A 19,481-nucleotide genomic window follows, 5' to 3' on the forward strand; every position below is an offset into this window, starting at 1 on the left:
ATTTCTAGGTGCATGGTGAGAACAGCAAGGATGATGGGCGCGCTATGCGAATGAACGGGCGCAGCCTGCCGGCCAGCGTGCTCCTGTCCATTCGCGACAGGCGGATGCGCAAGGCCAACGCCTTGTCGCCGAAGAAGGGTGGCGTCACCGGGACGCTGGTCGCCTCCTACAACGTCCACAAATGCATCGGCGTCGACCGCAAGTTCGATCCCGACCGCACCAGCCGCGTCATCCGCGAGATCGCCCCCGACCTCATCGCCCTGCAGGAGGCCGACAGTCGTTTCGGTGACCGTGTCGGGCTTCTCGACCTGCACCGTCTCGAACTGGAAACCGGCCTCGTGCCGGTGCCCATTTCGGCAACGGGCAAAGGCCATGGCTGGCACGGTAATGTCCTGCTGTTCAAAAGAGGCGTCGTTCGCGACGTGCATCAGATCAGGCTTCCGGGTCTCGAACCGCGCGGCGCCGTGGTGGCGGAGATCGATCTCGATGGAAATCAGTCCTTGCGCATCATCGCTGCCCATCTGGGATTGCTGCGCCGCTCCCGCTCGCAGCAGGCCCAGGTCGTGCTCGATCTCATGAACAGCCCCGACGAGAAGCCGACGCTCCTGCTCGGCGATCTGAACGAATGGCGGCTCGGAAACCGCTCCGCGCTGAACACGCTGCACGCGACTTTCGGCCCGCAGCCGCCGGCAGTTCCCACCTTCCCGTCCAACCTGCCACTGCTGGCGCTCGACCGGATCATGGCCAACCGGCACGGCATGATCGCGACCGTCGAAGCGCATGACACGCCGCTGTCGCGCGTGGCCTCCGACCATCTGCCGCTGACCGCCTTCGTCCACCTGTAGCACGTGGCCGATAACGCCTTGATGTCGCCGGCGTAGCAAAGCGTGTGTGGATTTGAGCGGAACACCCGGTTCTTCCGCGAGTTTATGTGCATTGAACATTCAGGAGGATGGAATGAAGAAATTGATTTTGGCCTCGGTGCTGGCGTTTGCCGCGACAGCGGCAGCGATTGCGCCTACGCAGGCTGCAAGTGTGACAATCCAGTCCGACGACGGCAACCAATATTCCTCGGATGACAATTCCGGAGTGGTCGTTCGCCGTCATCATGTGCGCCGTTATGACAACCAGTATAATGGCGACCAGAACGCTCAGTACGATGACTACGGCAATGACGGTTACCGCTGGCACCACCGGCACCACCGCTGCCACATCGAGACGGTCGTGCATTGGCGTCACCACCACAGGGTGATCGAAGACGTTCGCGTCTGCGGCTGATCGGCGTCTCCTGCTAGGCAGATACTTTTCGCCACCAAGCATTCTGGGCTTAGCCACCGACCTTCCAAGGCCGGTGGGTATGCCGCATTGCACAAATTCCCGAGCATGCCCACAATGCGGGCATGATCCGAACTTCACTCGCCGTCCTGGTGATCGACGAAAACCGCATCCGCGCTTCGATAATCGAGGCCGGCTTGCGCGAGGCCGGCCATCAGCGGGTCACCGTCATCCATGACGTCAGCGGCATTGCGCGCCGCATCGCCGAGATCGAGCCCGACGTCATCGTCATCGACCTGGAAAACCCCAACCGCGACATGCTGGAAAACATGTTCCAGTTGTCCCGCGCCGTAAAGCGGCCGATCGCCATGTTCGTCGACCGCTCCGACCAAGCCTCGATCGAGGCCGCTGTCGATGCCGGCGTTTCGGCCTATGTCGTCGACGGGTTGAGGCAGGAGCGCGTCAAGCCGATCCTCGACATGGCGGTGAGCCGCTTCAACGCTTTCTCGCGCATGGCGCGCGAACTGGAAGAGGCGCGCAGCGAACTCGAGAGCCGCAAGGTGATCGACCGCGCCAAGGGCATCCTGATGAAGTCGCGCGGCCTGACCGAAGAAGCCGCCTACACGCTGCTGCGCAAGACGGCGATGAATCAGAACCGCAAGATCAGCGATATCGCCCAGAGCCTGGTGACTGCCGCCGGGCTTCTCGGACCGGCGGAGGACGAATAGACATGGGCGCCGAGCACCAGATCACCGCTGGCTTCATGCCGCTGTTCGACAGCGCCGTCCTGGTCGCGGCCGGCGAACTGGGCTTTGCCGCGCGCGAAGGCATCGATCTCATCCTGCACCGCGAGACCTCCTGGGCCAACATCCGCGACCGCATCGCCATCGGCCATTTCGACCTCGCGCACATGCTCGGGCCGATGCCGCTTGCCTGCAATCTTGGTCTCACCCCCCTCGCCTCCGAGACCATCGTGCCCTTTTCGCTGGGGCTCGGCGGCAACTGCGTCACCGTCTCCAACGCCGTCTGGGAAAGCATGGCGGCGCATGGAGTCGTACCGGACCTCGATCCGGCACGTGCCGGCGCAGCCCTCGGTGCGTTCATCCGCGAGCGGGCGGCCGCCGGCCGCGAGCCGCTGCGCTTTGCCGTCGTGCATCCGCATTCCGGGCACAATTACGAACTGCGCTATTGGCTCGCCGCCTGCGGTGTCGACCCGGACCTCGAGATCGAGATCGTCATCGTGCCGCCGCCCTTCATGACCGATGCGCTGGCCGCCGGCCGCATCGATGGCTATTGCGTCGGCGAACCCTGGAACAGCGCCGCAGTGGCGGCCGGCACCGGCCATATCGTCACAGTCAAGGCGCTGCTCTGGCGCAACAGCCCGGAGAAAGTCATCGGCGCGCGCAAGGCCTGGGCGCAAGAAAAGCCGGACGCGCTGGCGGCGCTGCTGAGGGCGCTGCACCACTCCGCCCGCTGGTGCCAGGACGCGGCAAATCATGGCGAACTGGCGGCGCTGATGGCACAGCCCGGCTTCCTCGGCCAGAAGGCGGCCATTGAGATGCCGATCCTGACCGGGCATCTGCAGCTCGGCGGCGGAGCACAACGGACCGTCGAGGACTTCTTCCTGCCTTTCGGCAAGGCCGCCAACTTTCCCTGGAAGAGCCATTCGCTGTGGTTCTACACGCAGATGGTCCGCTGGGGCCACGTCGCACACACGCCGGAAAACCTTGCCATTGCCCGCGATTGCTACCGGCCCGACCTGTACCGCTCGGCGCTGAAGCCGCTCGGCGTCGCGCTGCCCGGCGCCAATGCCAAGGTCGAAGGCGCGCTGAAGGTGGCGACTCCGGTGGGCTCGGCGGGCGCAAGCCTGGTGCTCGGCCCGGACGGCTTCTTCGACGGCCAGATCTTCGATCCCGATGAGATCGACGCCTATATTGCGAGCCAGTCGCACCCCTGAGCATTTGCGCGCCATTCTTGTGCATTGCACAAAATTTATGCGATCCATCGACCGGATTGGTCAATGTTTGACCTTATCCGTTGCCGGCGCGGCCGAACCATGAGTCGGCGATCCAGCTGATTTCATTAGAAATTCCTGCTGAGGGAAAAACTGGCACGGTTCCTGCTTTGAAATAAACGAGCCCTTCACGGGCAACGGAACAGGCGTCCAACGATGGGCGCCCACAGGCAAAGCTGCCGCTCAGGTCGACACGCGATCCCCGATAGACGGGCGCGAAGGCCTGGACGGCGGCTTTTTTGTTTTTGACCCGAACACGCAATCGACGGCGCTGATCCCAAGCGGCGCCCCAACCGGAGACGACGATGACGAAACGGATCGGAACTGGCACCTCCCTCAAGGATTTCACGCGCCGCGATTTTCTTGCCAGCAGTGCACTGACGGCGGGGCTGTTCGTCGCCGCAAAGACGCTGTTTCCAATTCCGGCCCGTGCCGAAATGCTTGCCGTCGAGAAGGACGAGCTCAAGTTCGGCTTCATCAAGCTGACCGACATGGCGCCGCTCGCCGTCGCCAAGGAGCTCGGCTACTTCGAGGATGAAGGCCTCTATGTGACGCTCGAGCCGCAGGCCAATTGGAAGGTCCTGCTCGACGGCGTCATCACCGGTCAGCTCGACGGCGCCCACATGCTGGCCGGCCAGCCGCTTGCCGCGACCATCGGCTACGGTACCAAGGCCGAACTCGTCGCGCCCTTTTCCATGGATCTCAACGGCAACGGCATCACCGTTTCCAACGCCGTATGGGAAATGATGAAGGCCCACATCCCGGTCGCGGACGGCAAGCCCGTCCATCCGATCAAGGCCGATGCCCTGAAGCCCGTCATCGACAAGTTCAAGGCCGAGGGCAAGCCGTTCAACATGGGCATGGTCTTTCCGGTTTCGACGCACAATTACGAACTGCGCTACTGGCTGGCTTCGGGCGGCATCAACCCGGGCTTCTATTCGCCGGACGACATTTCGGGCCAGATCAAGGCGGATGCGCTGCTCTCGGTGACGCCGCCGCCGCAGATGCCGGCCACGCTCGAGGCCGGAACCATCGTCGGCTACTGCGTCGGCGAGCCGTGGAACCAGGCCGCCGTGTTCAAGGGCATCGGCGTTCCGGTCATCACCGACTACGAGATCTGGAAGAACAATCCGGAAAAAGTCTTCGGCATGACCAAGGAGTTCACCGAAAAATACCCAAACACCACGATTGCCATCACCAAGGCGCTGATCCGTGCCGCGATGTGGCTGGACGCGGACAACAACGCCAACCGGCTGGCGGCGGTGAAGATGCTGGCCAAGCCCGAATATGTCGGCGCCGACGAGGCGGTGATCGCCAATTCCATGACCGGCACCTTCGAATATGAAAAGGGCGACAAGCGCGACGTTCCCGACTTCAACGTCTTCTTCCGCCATTTCGCCAACTATCCCTACTATTCGGATGCCATCTGGTACCTGACGCAGATGCGGCGCTGGGGGCAGATCCCGGTCGGCAAGGACGACCAGTGGTATGCCGACACCGCGAAATCCGTCTACCTGCCCGACATCTATCTCAAGGCCGCGAAAATGCTGGTCGACGAGGGCAAGGCTGGCAAGGCCGACTTCCCCTGGGACAGCGACGGTTACAAGGCGCCTACGGCCGAGTTCATCGACGGCATCGCTTACGACGGCAAGAAGCCCAACGCCTATATCGATAGCCTTTCGATCGGGCTGAAGGCCAAGCAGGTCATCCAGGGCACGGAGATCGCCGGCTGATGACGTTTGCAACCGGAACAAACGCCGCGTTGGACGTGGCCCGCGCCAAACGCAAGGAGCGTCTGCTCACGCGCATCAACGGCGCGGCGCGATGGCTGGAAGTGCTCGGCCTCGCCTGGTTGGCGCCGATATTCAGGATCGCCGCCGGCGACAATGTCTCCGAGCAGCTTGGCGAATTGAAGCGCCTGCTTGTCATCCCGCTGCTTGGCATTGCGGTTTTCCTGGCTGCCTGGGGCGTGCTCGCTCCGCGCGTGCAGACCTCGCTCGGCGCCATACCGGGCCCGGTCGAGGTCTGGCAGCAGGCCGGTGTTCTATGGGCCGACCACTGGGCCGAGCGCGAAAAGGAAGCTGCCTTCTACCAGCGGCTCGAGGCGCGCAACGCGCAGCTGGTGAGCGAGGGCAAGGCCGACCAGGTCAAGCAGCGCGCCTACACCGGCAAGCCGACCTATTTCGACCAGATCCTCACCTCGCTCGAGACCGTCGGCCTCGGCTTCCTGATCGCCACGATCGTCGCCGTGCCGCTCGGCATCGCCTCCGGGCTCTCCAAGACGTTCAACGGCGCCGTCAATCCGCTGGTGCAGATCTTCAAGCCCGTGTCGCCACTGGCATGGCTGCCGATCGTGACGATGGTCGTTTCGGCGCTCTATGTCGATCCAAGCGACGCGCTGCCGAAATCGCTGGTCATTTCCGCCGTCACCGTGACGCTGTGCTCGCTCTGGCCGACCTTGATCAACACCGCGCTCGGCGTCGCCTCGATCGACAAGGATCTCGTCAACGTCGGCAAGGTGCTGCAGCTCTCGACCCTCACGACGATCCGCAAGCTCGTCCTGCCTTCGGCGCTGCCGCTGATCTTCACAGGGCTGCGGCTGTCGCTCGGCGTCGGCTGGATGGTGCTCATCGCCGCCGAAATGCTGGCCCAGAATCCGGGGCTCGGCAAATTCGTCTGGGACGAATTCCAGAACGGCTCGTCGACGTCGCTCGCCCGCATCATGGTCGCGGTTCTGACCATCGGCATCATCGGTTTCGTGCTCGACCGCATCATGTTCGCGCTGCAGTCGGCGCTGACCTTCTCGGCCAACAGGTAGGGCGCACGCGATGGCTATTCTTGAAGTGACCGGCCTGTCGAAGGCCTATGGCGAGGGAGCCAGGCGCACCGAAGTCCTGTCCGACATCAACCTCAAGGTCGAGGAGGGCGAGTTCATCGCCATCGTCGGCTTTTCCGGCTCCGGCAAGACGACGCTGATTTCGGCGATCGCCGGCCTGATCAGCCCCGATAGCGGCGGCGTGCTGGTGCGCGGCAAGCAGATCGATGGTCCCGGTGCCGATCGCGGCGTGGTCTTCCAGTCCTATTCGCTGATGCCGTGGCTTTCGGTCTACGGCAATGTCGCGTTGGCGGTCGATGCCGTCCTGAAGGGCACGCCGAAGGCCGAACGGCAGGCGATCACGCGGGACTATATCGAACTGGTCGGCCTTTCGCACGCCATCGACCGCAAGCCGGCCGAGCTTTCCGGCGGCATGCGCCAGCGCGTCTCGGTCGCACGGGCGCTGGCGACGCGGCCGGACATTCTTCTCCTCGACGAGCCGCTGTCGGCGCTCGATGCGCTCACCCGTTCGAAGCTGCAGGACGAGCTGGCCGACATCTGCGGCAAGGAGAAGAAGACCATCATCCTTATCACCAACGACGTCGACGAGGCGATCCTGCTCGCCGACCGCATCATCCCCCTGAAACCGGGGCCGAATGCGACGCTCGGGCCGTCGTTCCGCGTCGACATCGAGCGGCCGCGCAACCGCGCCGCGATGAACCATGACGAGGAATTCATCCGCCTGCGTGCCGCCGTGACCCAGTATCTGATCGATGCCGGCGCCGAAGGCGGCGACCTCGAAAGTGGCATCCAACTGCCGAAAATCGTGCCGATCACACAGAAGAGCACGCCGCCGAAAGCCTATCGCGAGGCGTCGGCCTCACCGGTCGAGGAGCGCTATGTCGAGTTCTTCGAGGTGCGCAAGGTCTATCCGACACCGAAGGATCCGGTCACCGTCGTCGACGGATTCGACCTCAAGATGAAGAAGGGCGAATTCATCACGCTCATCGGCCATTCCGGCTGCGGCAAGTCGACGGTGCTGTCGATGGCGGCCGGCCTCAACGGCATTTCCAGCGGCGGCATCGTCCTTGACGGCAAGGAGGTGACCGGCGCCGGACCCGAGCGCGCCGTCGTCTTCCAGGCGCCGTCGCTGATGCCGTGGCTGACAGCGCGCGAGAATGTCGCGCTGGGTGTCGACCGCGTCTATCCCGATGCGACGCCGGCCGAGCGCAAGGACGTCATCGAATATTACCTGCACCGGGTCGGGCTCGGCGACTCCATGCACCGGCTGGCCGCCGAACTCTCCAACGGCATGAAGCAACGTGTCGGCATCGCCCGTGCCTTCTCGCTGTCGCCCAAGCTGCTTTTGCTCGACGAGCCGTTCGGCATGCTGGATTCGCTGACGCGCTGGGAACTCCAGGACGTCCTCATGGATGTCTGGAAGCGCACCCAGGTCACCGCAATCTGCGTCACCCACGACGTCGACGAGGCGATCCTCTTGGCCGACCGCGTGGTGATGATGTCGAACGGTCCCAACGCCCGCATCGGCAACATCATGGAGGTGGATTTGCCGCGGCCGCGTTCGCGCAAGGCGCTGCTCGCCCACCCGGACTACTACGCTTACCGCGAAGAATTGCTCGACTTCCTCGAAGCGTATGAAGGCGGCGCTGATCCCGACCCGGCGCTGCTGCAACAGATCAAACAGAAACGCGCGCACCGCACGCGCCGTGGCGACGGCGCGCTTTCAGTCGCGGCGGCGGAATAGGAGGCCCAAGGATGACCCCCAGGGACATTGAACTTCCAGCGATGGCAAAAGAAAAACTCGTCATCATCGGCAACGGCATGGCGCCCGGGCGCATGCTGGAGCACCTCCTGGAGCAGGCACCGGACCGTTACGCGGTCACCATCTTCAACGCCGAGCCGCGCGTGAACTACGACCGCATCATGCTGTCCCCGGTTCTGTCGGGCGAAAAGGCCTATGAAGAGATCATCATCCATGGCGATGGCTGGTACATCAAGCACGGCATCACCCTCTACAAGGGCCACAAGATCGTAGCCATCGACCGGCAGGCGAAGACCGTCACCTCGGACCACGGCGTGACCGAACCCTACGACAAGCTGGTCATCGCCACCGGTTCGGTGCCGTTCATCATCCCGGTGCCGGGCCACAATTTGCCGGGCGTGCTGACCTATCGCGATCTGGATGACGTCCGCGCGATGATGCTTGCCGCGCAGTCGCGCGCCAAGGCCGTGGTCATCGGAGGCGGCCTGCTCGGGCTCGAGGCCGCGGCCGGACTGAATTCACAAGGCATGGATGTCACCGTGCTGCATGTCATGCCGACTCTGATGGAACGCCAGCTCGATCCGGCCGCCGGCTACCTCCTGCAGCGCGCGGTGGAGGAGCGCGGCATCAAGGTCATCACCAAGGCTAACACCCAGGCCATCACGGGCAATGGCAAGGTCGAGCAGGTGGAACTGGCCGACGGCACCATCATTCCGGCGACGCTGGTGGTGATGGCGGTCGGCATCAGGCCGAACGCAGCACTTGCCAAGGATGCAGGCATCGCCGTGAACAGAGGCATCGTCGTCGATGCCGGCATGCGCAGCAACGACCCCGACATCTTCGCGCTCGGCGAGTGCGCCGAGGTGGGCGGCATGGTCTACGGGCTGGTGGCGCCGCTCTACGAGATGGCGCGTGTTGCCGCCCATCAGCTTGCCGGCGACGAAACCGCCGCCTTCGTCCACATGGACACGCCGACCAAGCTCAAGGTCACCGGCATCGATCTCTTCTCGCTCGGCGACTTCGCCGACGGCGACGACCGCCAGGAGATCGTGCTGCGCGATGCTTCCGCCGGCGTCTACAAGCGGCTGGTGCTGAAGGACGATCGCATCATCGGCACCGTGCTCTACGGCGAAACGGCCGATGGCGCCTGGTTCAACGACCTGAAGAAGAAACAGACCGACATATCGCAAATGCGCGATACGTTAATCTTCGGCCAGTCCTACCAGGGGGGTGCCCCGCTGGACCCTATGGCGGCCGTTGCAGCCTTGCCGGATGATGCGGAAATCTGCGGCTGCAACGGCGTTTGCAAGGGAAAGATCACCGGCGCGATCACGGGCAAGGGCCTGACTTCGCTTGACGACGTGCGCGCCCACACCAAGGCGTCGGCCTCCTGCGGCTCCTGCACCGGGCTGGTCGAAAAGCTGATGGTGCTGACCCTCGGCGACACCTACAACCCCGCCGCGGTGCAGCCCATGTGTTCCTGCACCACCTTCGGCCACGACGAAGTACGCCGGCTGATCAAGGCCAAGCACCTGAAGACCATTCCGGCGGTCATGCAGGAGCTGGAGTGGAAAACCTCCTGTGGCTGCGCCAAATGCCGGCCGGCACTCAACTACTACCTCGTCTGCGACTGGCCGGACGAGTATGCCGACGACTACCAGTCGCGCTTCATCAACGAGCGCGTCCACGCCAACATCCAGAAGGATGGCACCTATTCGGTGGTGCCGCGCATGTGGGGCGGCGTGACCAATGCGGCCGAACTGCGCGCCATCGCCGACGTCGTCGACAAGTTCGAGATTCCGATGGTCAAGGTTACCGGCGGCCAGCGCATCGACATGCTGGGCATCCGCAAGGAGGACCTGCCGGCGGTGTGGGCCGATCTTGGCCAGGCCGGCTTCGTCTCGGGCCATGCCTATGCCAAGGGCCTGCGCACGGTGAAGACCTGCGTCGGCTCCGACTGGTGCCGCTTCGGCACACAGGATTCGACCGGGCTCGGCATTCGCATCGAGAAATTCATGTGGGGCTCGTGGACGCCCGCCAAGGTCAAGATGGCAGTGTCGGGTTGTCCGCGCAACTGTGCGGAGGCGACATGCAAGGATGTCGGCGTCATCTGCGTCGACAGTGGCTACGAGATTCACTTCGCCGGTGCCGCCGGCCTCGACATCAAAGGCACGGAAGTGCTGGGGCTGGTCAAAACCGAAGACGAAGCGCTGGAGCATATCGTAGCGCTGACGCAGATGTACCGCGAGCAGGGCCGCTATCTCGAGCGCATCTACAAATGGGCCAAGCGCATCGGCATCGCCGAGATCAAGCGCCAGATCATGGACGATGGCGAGAAGCGTCAAGCCTATTACGAGCGCTTCGTCTTTTCGCAGAAATTCGCGCAGGTCGATCCCTGGTCGGAGCGCGTCTCCGGCAAGGATAAGCACGAGTTCAGGCCGATGGCGTCGGTCGGGTTTGCGCAGGCGGCGGAGTGATGATGATGAACTGGGTATCGATCGGCAAGATCTCCGACATCCCCCGCCGCGGCGCGCGTTGCGTCGCGACACCGCAGGGCAAGATCGCCGTTTTCCGCACAGCGGACGATCAGGTCTTCGCCATTGACGACCATTGCCCGCACAGAGGCGGACCGCTCAGCCAGGGCATCGTCCATGGCGCAGCGGTGACCTGTCCCTTGCACAATTGGGTGATCTCGTTGGAGACGGGCAAGGCGCTTGGCGCCGACGAGGGCGCGGTACGCACCATTCCGGTCAGGATCGAGGATGACCGGATTTCCATAGGCCAATCGTGGGTGGTGGCGGTCGCGGCGGAGTAGCATGAGAACCTCACGTTCCGGACGGACGCCGTCCCTGTTCCTTTCAAGCAAGGAGACCTGACCATGGCATATGTCGCACCTGCGGAATTCGTGACCAAGATGATCGACGCCGGCGAAGCGAAGATATTCATGTCGACGAAGGATACTCTGATCCGCGCCTATATGGCCGGCGCAATCCTCGCGCTCGCCGCCGTCTTCGCCGTCACCATCAACGTCCAGACCGGGCAGCCACTCGCCGGCGCCATCCTTTTCCCGGTTGGCTTTTGCCTGCTGTATCTGATGGGGTTCGACCTGCTGACCGGCGTCTTCACGCTCGTTCCCCTGGCGTTGATCGACAAGCGTCCAGGCGTGACGTCAGGCGGCGTGCTGCGCAACTGGGGCCTGGTCTTCATTGGCAATTTCGCCGGCGCGCTGACGGTCGCCCTGATGATGGCGATCGTCTTTACCTTCTGCTTCACTGTGGAGCCGAACGTCGTCGGCCAGAAGATCGGCGAAATCGGCGAAGGCCGCACCCTTGGCTATGCCGCCCATGGCGCCGCGGGTATGCTCACCCTCTTCATCCGCGGCATCCTGTGCAACTGGATGGTTTCGACCGGCGTTGTGGCGGCGATGATGTCGACCTCCGTGTCGGGCAAGGTGATCGGCATGTGGATGCCGATCATGGTCTTCTTCTACATGGGTTTCGAGCATTCCGTCGTGAACATGTTCCTATTTCCCTCGGGTCTCATGCTCCACGCGAAATTCTCGATTATGGACTATTTCGTATGGAACGAGATTCCGACCGTGCTCGGAAATCTCGTGGGCGGGATAACCTTTGTCGGCCTGACGCTTTATTCCACCCATGCCCGCACCGGCCCGAAGCGTGTCGCTCCCGCGGCTCGCCTCGCGGCCGGCGCGCGCGCTGCCGCGGAATAGTCCATGGCGAAGCTGATCTGGGCCGCCGCCCTCCGTTCAGAACGGCGGGGAGCCATGGCGACATGGCGCCGCTGCCCATGCGTTCCGAGCATGGTTGTCTCCTCACCTGATTGGGTCCGTCGATGAAGGCCATGGCGCCCTTTCAGGTAAAGACCGCCTGCCCCTATTGCGGGGTGGGCTGCGGCGTGCTGGCGAAGGTCGCCGCGGACGGGCAGGTGTCCGTCCGTGGCGACCCCGATCATCCGGCGAATTTCGGAAGGCTCTGCTCCAAGGGCTCCGCACTCGCCGAGACCATTGGCCTCGACGGCCGATTGCTCGATCCCCAAATCCACGGCCGCGGCTCCTCTTGGGACGAGGCGCTCGACCTCGTCGCCTCGACCTTCTCGCAAACCATTGCCGAGCATGGTCCCGACGCGGTCGCGTTCTACGTCTCCGGCCAGTTGCTGACCGAGGATTACTACCTCGCCAACAAGCTGATGAAGGGTTTTGTCGGCTCAGCCAACATCGACACCAATTCGCGTCTGTGCATGGCGTCCTCGGTCGCCGGCCACCGCCGCGCCTTCGGCTCGGACACCGTGCCGGGAAGCTACGAGGATCTGGAACTGGCTGATCTGATCGTGCTGGTCGGCTCCAACCTCGCCTGGTGCCATCCGGTGCTTTATCAGCGCATCGCGGCCGCCCGCGAAAAGCGGCCCGAGATGAAGGTGGTGCTGGTCGATCCGCGCCGCACCATGACATCTGATATCGCCGACATGCATCTGGCGATCGCGCCGGATGGCGACGTCGCCCTGTTCACCGGCTTGCTCGCCTGGCTCGGCCAGCACAATGCGCTCGACCGTGCCTATATCACGGCGCATACGACCGGCTTTGGGCAAGCACTGTTCGCCGCCTCGGCGCTCGACCTTGCCGGCATCGCCGCCGCCACGGGGCTCAGCGAAGACGAGCTCGGCCGTTTCTACAGCCTGTTTGCCAGGACGCAAAAGACCGTCACCGTTTACAGCCAGGGCGTCAATCAGTCGTCCCAGGGCACCGATAAGGTCAACGCCATCATCAACTGCCATCTCGCCACCGGCCGTATCGGCAAACCGGGCGCCGGGCCGTTCTCTGTCACCGGCCAGCCCAACGCCATGGGCGGCCGCGAGGTCGGCGGCATGGCCAACATGCTCGCCGCCCATATGGAGATCGAAAACTCCGAGCATCGCGAGCGCGTGCAGCGCTTCTGGAAGGCGCCGGCGATTGCAGGGAAGCCCGGCCTCAAGGCGGTCGAGATGTTCAAGGCGGTTGCCGACGGACGCATCAAGGCGCTGTGGATCATGGCCACCAACCCGGTCGATTCGATGCCGGATGCAGGCGCCGTCGAAGCGGCTATCAAGGCCTGCCCCTTCGTCGTGGTCTCGGACGTGCTGGCCGAGACCGATACGGTCCGCCACGCCCATGTCCGGCTGCCGGCGACGGCCTGGGGCGAGAAGGACGGCACCGTCACCAATTCCGAGCGCCGCATCTCGCGCCAGCGCGCGTTCTTGCCGGCCCCCGGCGAGGCGCGGCCCGACTGGTGGATCATTGCCGAGGTGGCGCGGCGCATGGGCTTTGAGGAGGCGTTCGCGCATGAGACGCCGGCGGAGGTCTTCGCCGAGCACGCGGCGCTGTCAGGGTTCGAGAACGATGGCGAGCGCGATTTCGACATCGGTGCTTATGCTGGTGTCGATGGAGAAGACTACGACGCGCTAGCGCCCTTCCAATGGCCAGCGCCGAGCCCAGGCGTTCAAGCTCGACTTCACGTCGATCGAGGCGCTCACACCGAACCTCGGCCAGAGGAAATCACCCCGACCGGGCATCGATCCACCCGCTTCTTCGCCAACGGCAACTTCTACACGCCCGACCGCAAGGCGCGCTTCGTCGCCCTCCGCCCAACCGTCGAAACCCGCATCACCTCCGACTTCCCGCTCGTCCTCAACACCGGCCGCATCCGCGACCACTGGCACACCATGACGCGCACCGGCAAAAGCCCGCGACTGTCCCAGCACATCGCCGAGCCCTTCGTCGAGATCCACCCGGTGGATGCGCAGCGCCACGGCATCGGCGATGCCGATATCGCACGCGTCTCGACTCCGCGCGGCGAGGTGCTGGTCCGCGCGCTGGTGACCACGCGCCAACGCCCGGGCAGCCTGTTCGCGCCGATGCATTGGACCGACCAATTCGCCGCCAGGGGCCGGCTCGACACGCTCACGGCATCGCTTGCCGATCCGGTGTCGGGCCAGCCGGCGTTGAAGCATGTCGCGGCCCGCATCGAGAAATTCACCGCCAGGGCCTTCGGCTTTGCCGTGACACGCAAGAGACCCGCGACGATGGCCGCCGACTACTGGGCGCTAGCCAGATGCCGGGGCGGCTGGCGGGTCGAGCTTGCCTTCGCCGATGACGATGTCGACTGGACGGCATTCGCCGGTCCGCTCTTCGGTACCGCGGACGCCGAGGTTCTCGCCTATCACGACCGCGAGGCCGGCCAGCACCGCATTGCCGCCTTCGAAGGCGAGCATCTCGCGGGTGCCTTGTTCATCGCGCCCGGTCCGGTCGCGGTCTCACGCGGCTGGGCGGCCGAGCGGCTCGGCGAGATCCACGCCAGCCAGCACCAGCGCTTCAGGATCGTTGCCGGTCGCGCCGGTGCCGAACGGCCCGATGCCGGCGCGACCGTCTGTTCCTGTTTCAACGTCGGGGTCAACCAGATCACGGCTGCCGTGTCGGCTGGCTGCACCACCGTGGACGCCATCGGCGCCACGCTGAAGGCAGGCACCAATTGCGGCTCCTGCCGGTCCGAGATTCGCGCGATCATCCTGGCCAACCGGGTTCAGGCCGCCGAGTGAAGACGACATGACCCGCTGGGCCGGTTTCAACTCCGGCCGGAATGTGGGATCGAACCTGTCCAACAGTTAATCCAACTTCGCGGGGTTCGGCCGTATCGGTTGATGGGGGTGAAAGATGCCGCCATGACCAGCGATTGGACGCGCCCCTGCAGACGACCGTCGCACAACGCTGCGGCTGGATTCCGCTGTTCGGCTAACGATTATTGGGAAGGAGTTCTCCAGCTATAGCAATCAGTTAGCGGAATGCGCCATATAACCATCGCCGTCGATCTGTGCCTCGGCTGGCCCTGTTCTTCGCAGTCCGTACGACTGGACATGTGCGCTGAAGACTGGAAAATGGGGACGCAACCTCGCCATCCGAGCTCATTCAAGGCATTGGGAGATCAACGCTGAATCTGGAAGACATAGCCGACCATCCGGCCTTGCACCGCTACGTTCAGGAACAGTCGCAGTCCCTGATCCGTATCTACGAGGAAAGCCCGCGGCTGGCTTCCATCTTTGCCACGCAGCAGCGCTGGCTTTTGGGCCATATCGGCCTTGCCATGCACTTCAGGCGCGACCCGAACGACCGCCGCAAGGAGCTGACCGTATCGCGTTTCATCGAGGTCGTGCACAAGAACGCGGTGGCCAGCCGCAACACGGCCGACGCCTTCATCAAGGAGATGCTGCACTACAACATCGCCGAGTATGTGGCGGGCGGGGACGGCCGCACGCATCCCCTGCAGCCGACGGCGGCCACCATAGAGCGATTCACCGGCTGGGTGACAGCCCATCTGCGCACGCTCGACCACATCGACGGCGGCGACCGGCTGGCCAGATTCCTGGAGCGGCCCGAGATGCTTGCCACGCTGCAGCCCCTGGTGGCTGACGGCCTGCTTGCGTCCAAGCCGGTGCGCGAACCCAACCAGACCTTTTCCCTATTCATCTGGCTCAACAATGGCGGCATTGTCATGGACTGGCTGATGTCGGGCATCGACCCTGATCACGCTGGCCTGGAGCGGATTCCGACCAGCGTGGTTTCGATCGGCGACTTCGCCAAATGGCTCAAGCTGTCGCGGACCCATCTCGGCCGCAAACTGCGCACGGCGGAGGAACTCGGCAGCATTGGCTGGCTTGGTCAGCGCGGCCATTCGGTGATGTGGGTATCGCACGGATTCTACGAGGAATACATGACCGTCCAGGCCGCCAAGCTGGCCGTCGTCGACACCGCCTTCAAGGCCTGTTTTCCGCCATCGCAAAGCGACGGCTGAGTCGCGTCGCGCACGAGCGCAATTTCAGGAAAAAGTGTGAAACGATTTTCGGTCCGGAGTTGCGCCAGAACAGGTCGATTGACCGGTTCCGTGTTTGCGTGGCTGCGCGACGCCGAGGACCTCGGCAGCGTCGGCTGGCTCGGCCAGCGCCCAGTCACGAAAAGCCGACGCTGGACAGGCGTCAGAAGCTGTCCAGCGTTACTGCTGCGTTCTCAATCGATGTCGAAGGAGACGCCTTGGGCCAACGGCAGCGCCTTGGAATAGTTCACCGTGTTGGTGGCGCGGCGCATATAGGCCTTCCATGCATCGGAGCCGCTCTCGCGGCCGCCGCCGGTTTCCTTTTCACCGCCGAAAGCGCCGCCGATCTCGGCCCCCGACGTGCCGATATTGACGTTGGCGATGCCGCAATCCGAGCCGTCGACACCGAGGAACCGCTCGGATTCCTGAAGGTCGCGAGTGAAGATCGATGACGACAGGCCGGCGCCAACCGCATTGTGCTCATCGAGCACGGCGTCGAAATCGGAATACTTCATCACATAGAGGATCGGCGCGAAGGTCTCTTCCGTCACGGGCGCAACCTGTTTCGGCATTTCGACCAGCGCCGGATGGACATAATAAGCATCCGGATGGCCATTCTCGACCCGCGTCCCGCCGGTTACCTTGCCACCATGGGCGGTCGCTTCGCTCAAGGCCTTCTGCATGGCATCGAACGCGGCCTTGTCGATCAATGGCCCGACCAGCGACGAGGTCTCCAGCGGATTGCCGACGGAGACGCTCTGATAGGCCTTCTTCAGGCGCGGAACCAGGGCGTCGTAGACGCTGTCATGGACGAACAGGCGGCGCAGCGTCGTGCAGCGCTGGCCGGCGGTGCCCATGGCCCCGAAGGCGATGGCGCGCAGCGCCATGTCGAGATCGGCGGTCGGGCACACGATGCCGGCATTGTTGCCACCCAGTTCCAGCACCGCGCGCGCAAAACGCTTGGCCAGGCGTGGACCGACATCCCGGCCCATGCGGGTCGAGCCGGTGGCCGAAACCAGCGGCACCTTCGGATGGTCGACCAGGATTTCGCCGACGGCGCGGTCGCCGATCAGCACCGGTGCCAGGCCTTGCGGCGCGTCCGCGCCGAAGCGCTTGACCGCACGCTTGAAGATCGCTTCGCAGGCAAGCGCCGTCAGCGGTGTCTTCTCGGAAGGTTTCCATACCACTGCATCGCCGCAGACCAGCGCAAGCGCTGCATTCCATGACCACACGGCGACCGGGAAGTTGAAGGCTGAGATGACACCAACGACGCCGAGCGGATGCCAGGTTTCCATCATGCGGTGGCCCGGACGCTCGGTGGCGATGGTCAGACCGTACAATTGCCGGGACAGACCGACGGCGAAATCGCAGATGTCGATCATCTCCTGCACTTCGCCGAGCCCTTCGGACGGGATCTTGCCGACTTCGATCGACACCAGCCGGCCAAGCTCGGCCTTGTGTGCGCGCAGTTCCTCGCCCAGCAGCCGCACCAGTTCGCCGCGCTTGGGACCCGGCACCAGCCGCCAGGACTGGAATGCCTGGTGGGCGGCATCGATCGTCTTCGCCGCATCGGCCGGCGAGATCGTCTTCAGCGCCGCGATCTGCTCACCCGTCACCGGGCTGCGCACGATCAGGTCGCCGCCGTCAAGCGCCTCCTTGGCCACGCCCAGTTTCGCCAGAAGCTCGGCCGTTTCCTTCGCTATCGTCATTTTTTGTCCCTTTCAGATCCCGCCGCTCGTATGGCGGGGTCAACGCCTTGCGCCATGCCTTCCCGGCGCCGTCGCGGCTGGAAGGGGCTATCATGGCGTGCCATTACCTGTTTCAGGGGAAAATCGCCACCCCGGCATGGTCCAAGCCCAAGCTGCACGATTGAGCCAGGCGACTCTTGAGCCGACCGGACAGAGCGCGCTCAGTTTGCCTTTTTCGCCGGCGCGCGCACGGCGCCGTCCTTGATCAGACGGTCGATATGCATGCGGATATGGGCTGCTTCCGCCGCCGTGTTGGCGAGCGCAATGGCGCGGTCGAAGGCGATGCGCGCCTCCTCGCCCCGGTCGAGTTGCATCAAGAGCCCGCCCTTGAGACCGAAGAAATGGAAATAGCCAGACAGTCTCTGTTCGAGCGGCTCGATCATCGCCAGCGCCGCTTCCGGTCCGCGCACCTTGGCGACCGCGACCGCACGGTTGAGCGTGATGACCGGCGACGGCTGCATCTGTTCGAGCAGGCCGTAGAGCAGGTCGATCTCCACCCAGTCCGTGTCCTCGGCCTTCTCCGCTCGCGCATGGAGCGCTGCGATAGCCGCCTGCACCTGGTAAGGACCGGGCTTGCGGTGGCGCAGGGCCTTGTCGACCAGCGCCAGCCCTTCGTCGATCATCTTGCGACTCCATAGGCTCCGGTCCTGGTCCTCGAGCAAAACGATCTCGCCATCGCCGTCGAAACGAGCCGGTGCGCGCGCATGCTGCAGCAGAAGCAATGCCGTCAGCCCCATGATCTCCGGCTCGGTCTGGAAAAGTCTGAGCAGCAGCCGGGCCAGCCGGATCGCCTCTTCGCAGAGCGGCGCGCGGGCCGGCGCCTCGCCGCTGTTGGTCGAGTACCCCTCGTTGAAGATCAGGTAGACCATGGACGCGACCGCCGCGAGCCGCTCGGAGCGCTCGACCGCGCCCGGCGTCTCGAACGGCACGCCGGCGTCCGCGATGCGCGCCTTGGCACGGGTGATGCGCTGCTCCATGGCGCTCTCGCCAACCAGGAAGGCGCGCGCGATCTGCTTGACGGTGAGGCCGGAGACGACGCGCAGCGCCACTGCGATCTGCTGCGTTGCGGGCAAATCAGGGTGACAGCAGATGAACAGCAGCCGCAGTATGTCGTCGCGGTAATGCGCGCCGTCGAGCCGCTCGGCGATGTCGCTCTCGGCATCTTCCAGATCTGAGATCTGGTCCTCCTCCGGCATCGGCGCCTGCTTGGCGCGCTTGCGCACCGCATCGATGCCGCTGTTGCGGCCGACAAAGATCAGCCAGGCCGCCGGATCGCGCGGCGGTCCGTTTTGCGGCCAGTTCTTGATTGCCCTGAGGCAGGCGTCCTGGAAAGCTTCCTCCGCGGTGTCAAGATCGCGAAAATAGCGCAGCAGCGCGCCCATCGCCTGCGGGCGGGCAGCGCTGATCGCGGAGCTTATCCAGGCGAGTTCAGTCATGCTGGAATCCTGGTCGGAAGGAACACCGATACCGGCCGGATCTCATAGGAACCGCCGCTCGGGTTGACCTCGGAAAGCTCGCGGGCGAATTCGACGGCCTCATCGAGGTCGGCGCAATCGAGCGTGTAGAAGCCGAGGAACTGTTCCTTGGTTTCGGCGAACGGCCCGTCGATGACCAGCGATTCGCCTTTCACTTTTCGCAGCGTCGTTGCCGCTGTTGTCGGCAAAAGCCGCGCCACGGGCCCAAGCCGGCCGGCGTTGGCATACCTCTCCTGAACGCCGAGGAGGTCGGCCATGACCTTGTCGTCCTGTTCCTTGCTCCAGGAGCAGACGACATCTTCGGAGGCGTAGCAGAGGATGGCGTAAAGCATGATCGGTCCTTTTCTGTATCAAAGGACGAAACAGTATGACCGATCCCGACACGGCGTCGATAAAAAAATCCGGCAGCCGTGGGTTTGGTGTTCGTCCGTCGCCCGAGCTAGAGCGGGATGAGATTAGTTTCGGTCATATCCGGAGTTTTCGAAGTAGTGTGAGCATTCTGTCGGTGTGATGCG

General features: G+C 64.0%; 15 protein-coding genes. 12 read left to right on the forward strand and 3 right to left on the reverse strand.

Annotated elements, in window-relative coordinates; all coding sequences use genetic code 11:
* The first annotated feature begins 44 nt into the window (after window positions 1-44).
* The 12 genes from LB543_RS29500 to LB543_RS29555 all read left to right on the forward strand — a co-directional run bounded on the left by LB543_RS29500 (window position 45) and on the right by LB543_RS29555 (window position 15,725).
* Window positions 45-845, forward strand: a complete 801-nt coding sequence (locus tag LB543_RS29500) for an endonuclease/exonuclease/phosphatase family protein (protein WP_140755830.1) — start codon at window positions 45-47, stop codon at window positions 843-845.
* A gap of 112 nt (window positions 846-957) precedes the next feature.
* Window positions 958-1,278, forward strand: coding sequence for a hypothetical protein (locus tag LB543_RS29505; RefSeq protein ID WP_224616658.1), 321 nt, complete (start codon window positions 958-960; stop codon window positions 1,276-1,278).
* Window positions 1,279-1,400: 122 nt separating this feature from the next.
* Entirely contained in the window at window positions 1,401-2,003 is a 603-nt protein-coding gene (locus tag LB543_RS29510) for an ANTAR domain-containing response regulator (protein ID WP_224592763.1), read from the forward strand.
* A gap of 2 nt (window positions 2,004-2,005) precedes the next feature.
* On the forward strand, window positions 2,006-3,232 hold the full coding sequence (locus tag LB543_RS29515; protein ID WP_224616659.1) for a CmpA/NrtA family ABC transporter substrate-binding protein: 1,227 nt from the start codon (window positions 2,006-2,008) through the stop codon (window positions 3,230-3,232).
* A gap of 362 nt (window positions 3,233-3,594) precedes the next feature.
* Window positions 3,595-5,022: a CmpA/NrtA family ABC transporter substrate-binding protein gene (locus tag LB543_RS29520; protein ID WP_224616660.1), complete on the forward strand. Its 1,428-nt coding sequence runs from the start codon at window positions 3,595-3,597 to the stop codon at window positions 5,020-5,022.
* On the forward strand, window positions 5,022-6,107 hold the full coding sequence (locus tag LB543_RS29525; RefSeq protein ID WP_140810476.1) for an ABC transporter permease: 1,086 nt from the start codon (window positions 5,022-5,024) through the stop codon (window positions 6,105-6,107). Before LB543_RS29520 ends, LB543_RS29525 begins: the two co-directional genes overlap by 1 nt.
* A 10-nt stretch (window positions 6,108-6,117) precedes the next feature.
* On the forward strand, window positions 6,118-7,869 hold the full coding sequence (locus LB543_RS29530; protein ID WP_224616661.1) for an ABC transporter ATP-binding protein: 1,752 nt from the start codon (window positions 6,118-6,120) through the stop codon (window positions 7,867-7,869).
* A 41-nt stretch (window positions 7,870-7,910) separates the two neighbouring features.
* Window positions 7,911-10,364 carry a nitrite reductase large subunit NirB gene (gene nirB / locus LB543_RS29535; RefSeq protein ID WP_140810479.1) on the forward strand — a complete coding sequence of 818 codons (2,454 nt, stop codon included), beginning with the start codon at window positions 7,911-7,913 and terminating at the stop codon, window positions 10,362-10,364.
* Window positions 10,364-10,702 (forward strand): nitrite reductase small subunit NirD, encoded by a 339-nt coding sequence (nirD, locus tag LB543_RS29540; RefSeq protein ID WP_181178317.1) that lies wholly within the window; start codon window positions 10,364-10,366, stop codon window positions 10,700-10,702. The genes nirB and nirD overlap by 1 nt, the downstream gene beginning before the upstream one ends.
* Window positions 10,703-10,765: 63 nt before the next feature.
* On the forward strand, window positions 10,766-11,617 hold the full coding sequence (locus LB543_RS29545) for a formate/nitrite transporter family protein (protein WP_224616662.1): 852 nt from the start codon (window positions 10,766-10,768) through the stop codon (window positions 11,615-11,617).
* A 122-nt stretch (window positions 11,618-11,739) separates the two neighbouring features.
* Entirely contained in the window at window positions 11,740-14,475 is a 2,736-nt protein-coding gene (locus LB543_RS29550; protein ID WP_411908795.1) for a molybdopterin-dependent oxidoreductase, read from the forward strand.
* Between the two features lie 422 nt (window positions 14,476-14,897).
* Window positions 14,898-15,725 carry a hypothetical protein gene (locus LB543_RS29555; RefSeq protein WP_224616664.1) on the forward strand — a complete coding sequence of 276 codons (828 nt, stop codon included), beginning with the start codon at window positions 14,898-14,900 and terminating at the stop codon, window positions 15,723-15,725.
* Between the two features lie 212 nt (window positions 15,726-15,937).
* Here the strand turns inward: LB543_RS29555 and LB543_RS29560 are convergent, their stop codons facing one another.
* The 3 genes from LB543_RS29560 to LB543_RS29570 form a co-directional block, all read right to left on the reverse strand.
* Window positions 15,938-17,452 (reverse strand): aldehyde dehydrogenase family protein, encoded by a 1,515-nt coding sequence (locus LB543_RS29560; protein WP_140755852.1) that lies wholly within the window; start codon window positions 17,450-17,452, stop codon window positions 15,938-15,940.
* Between the two features lie 200 nt (window positions 17,453-17,652).
* Complete coding sequence (locus LB543_RS29565; protein WP_140755854.1) at window positions 17,653-18,927, reverse strand: RNA polymerase sigma factor; 1,275 nt, start codon at window positions 18,925-18,927, stop codon at window positions 17,653-17,655.
* Window positions 18,924-19,298 carry a YciI family protein gene (locus LB543_RS29570; RefSeq protein ID WP_224592736.1) on the reverse strand — a complete coding sequence of 125 codons (375 nt, stop codon included), beginning with the start codon at window positions 19,296-19,298 and terminating at the stop codon, window positions 18,924-18,926. The genes LB543_RS29565 and LB543_RS29570 overlap by 4 nt, the downstream gene beginning before the upstream one ends.
* Window positions 19,299-19,481: the final 183 nt, after the last annotated feature.

Origin of the sequence: Mesorhizobium sp. ESP7-2 (assembly GCF_020164715.1) — a bacterium.
Taxonomy (GTDB): domain Bacteria; phylum Pseudomonadota; class Alphaproteobacteria; order Rhizobiales; family Rhizobiaceae; genus Mesorhizobium.

Coding starts and splice junctions, on each gene's coding strand:
- LB543_RS29525 (WP_140810476.1), top strand. CDS start 5,022: ATGACGTTTGCAACCGGAACAAACGCCGCGTTGGACGTGGCCCGCGCC.
- nirB (WP_140810479.1), top strand. CDS start 7,911: ATGGCAAAAGAAAAACTCGTCATCATCGGCAACGGCATGGCGCCCGGG.
- nirD (WP_181178317.1), top strand. CDS start 10,364: ATGATGATGAACTGGGTATCGATCGGCAAGATCTCCGACATCCCCCGC.
- LB543_RS29545 (WP_224616662.1), top strand. CDS start 10,766: ATGGCATATGTCGCACCTGCGGAATTCGTGACCAAGATGATCGACGCC.
- LB543_RS29505 (WP_224616658.1), top strand. CDS start 958: ATGAAGAAATTGATTTTGGCCTCGGTGCTGGCGTTTGCCGCGACAGCG.
- LB543_RS29560 (WP_140755852.1), bottom strand. CDS start 17,452: ATGACGATAGCGAAGGAAACGGCCGAGCTTCTGGCGAAACTGGGCGTG.
- LB543_RS29520 (WP_224616660.1), top strand. CDS start 3,595: ATGACGAAACGGATCGGAACTGGCACCTCCCTCAAGGATTTCACGCGC.
- LB543_RS29515 (WP_224616659.1), top strand. CDS start 2,006: ATGGGCGCCGAGCACCAGATCACCGCTGGCTTCATGCCGCTGTTCGAC.
- LB543_RS29500 (WP_140755830.1), top strand. CDS start 45: ATGCGAATGAACGGGCGCAGCCTGCCGGCCAGCGTGCTCCTGTCCATT.
- LB543_RS29530 (WP_224616661.1), top strand. CDS start 6,118: ATGGCTATTCTTGAAGTGACCGGCCTGTCGAAGGCCTATGGCGAGGGA.
- LB543_RS29565 (WP_140755854.1), bottom strand. CDS start 18,927: ATGACTGAACTCGCCTGGATAAGCTCCGCGATCAGCGCTGCCCGCCCG.
- LB543_RS29570 (WP_224592736.1), bottom strand. CDS start 19,298: ATGCTTTACGCCATCCTCTGCTACGCCTCCGAAGATGTCGTCTGCTCC.
- LB543_RS29510 (WP_224592763.1), top strand. CDS start 1,401: ATGATCCGAACTTCACTCGCCGTCCTGGTGATCGACGAAAACCGCATC.
- LB543_RS29550 (WP_411908795.1), top strand. CDS start 11,740: ATGAAGGCCATGGCGCCCTTTCAGGTAAAGACCGCCTGCCCCTATTGC.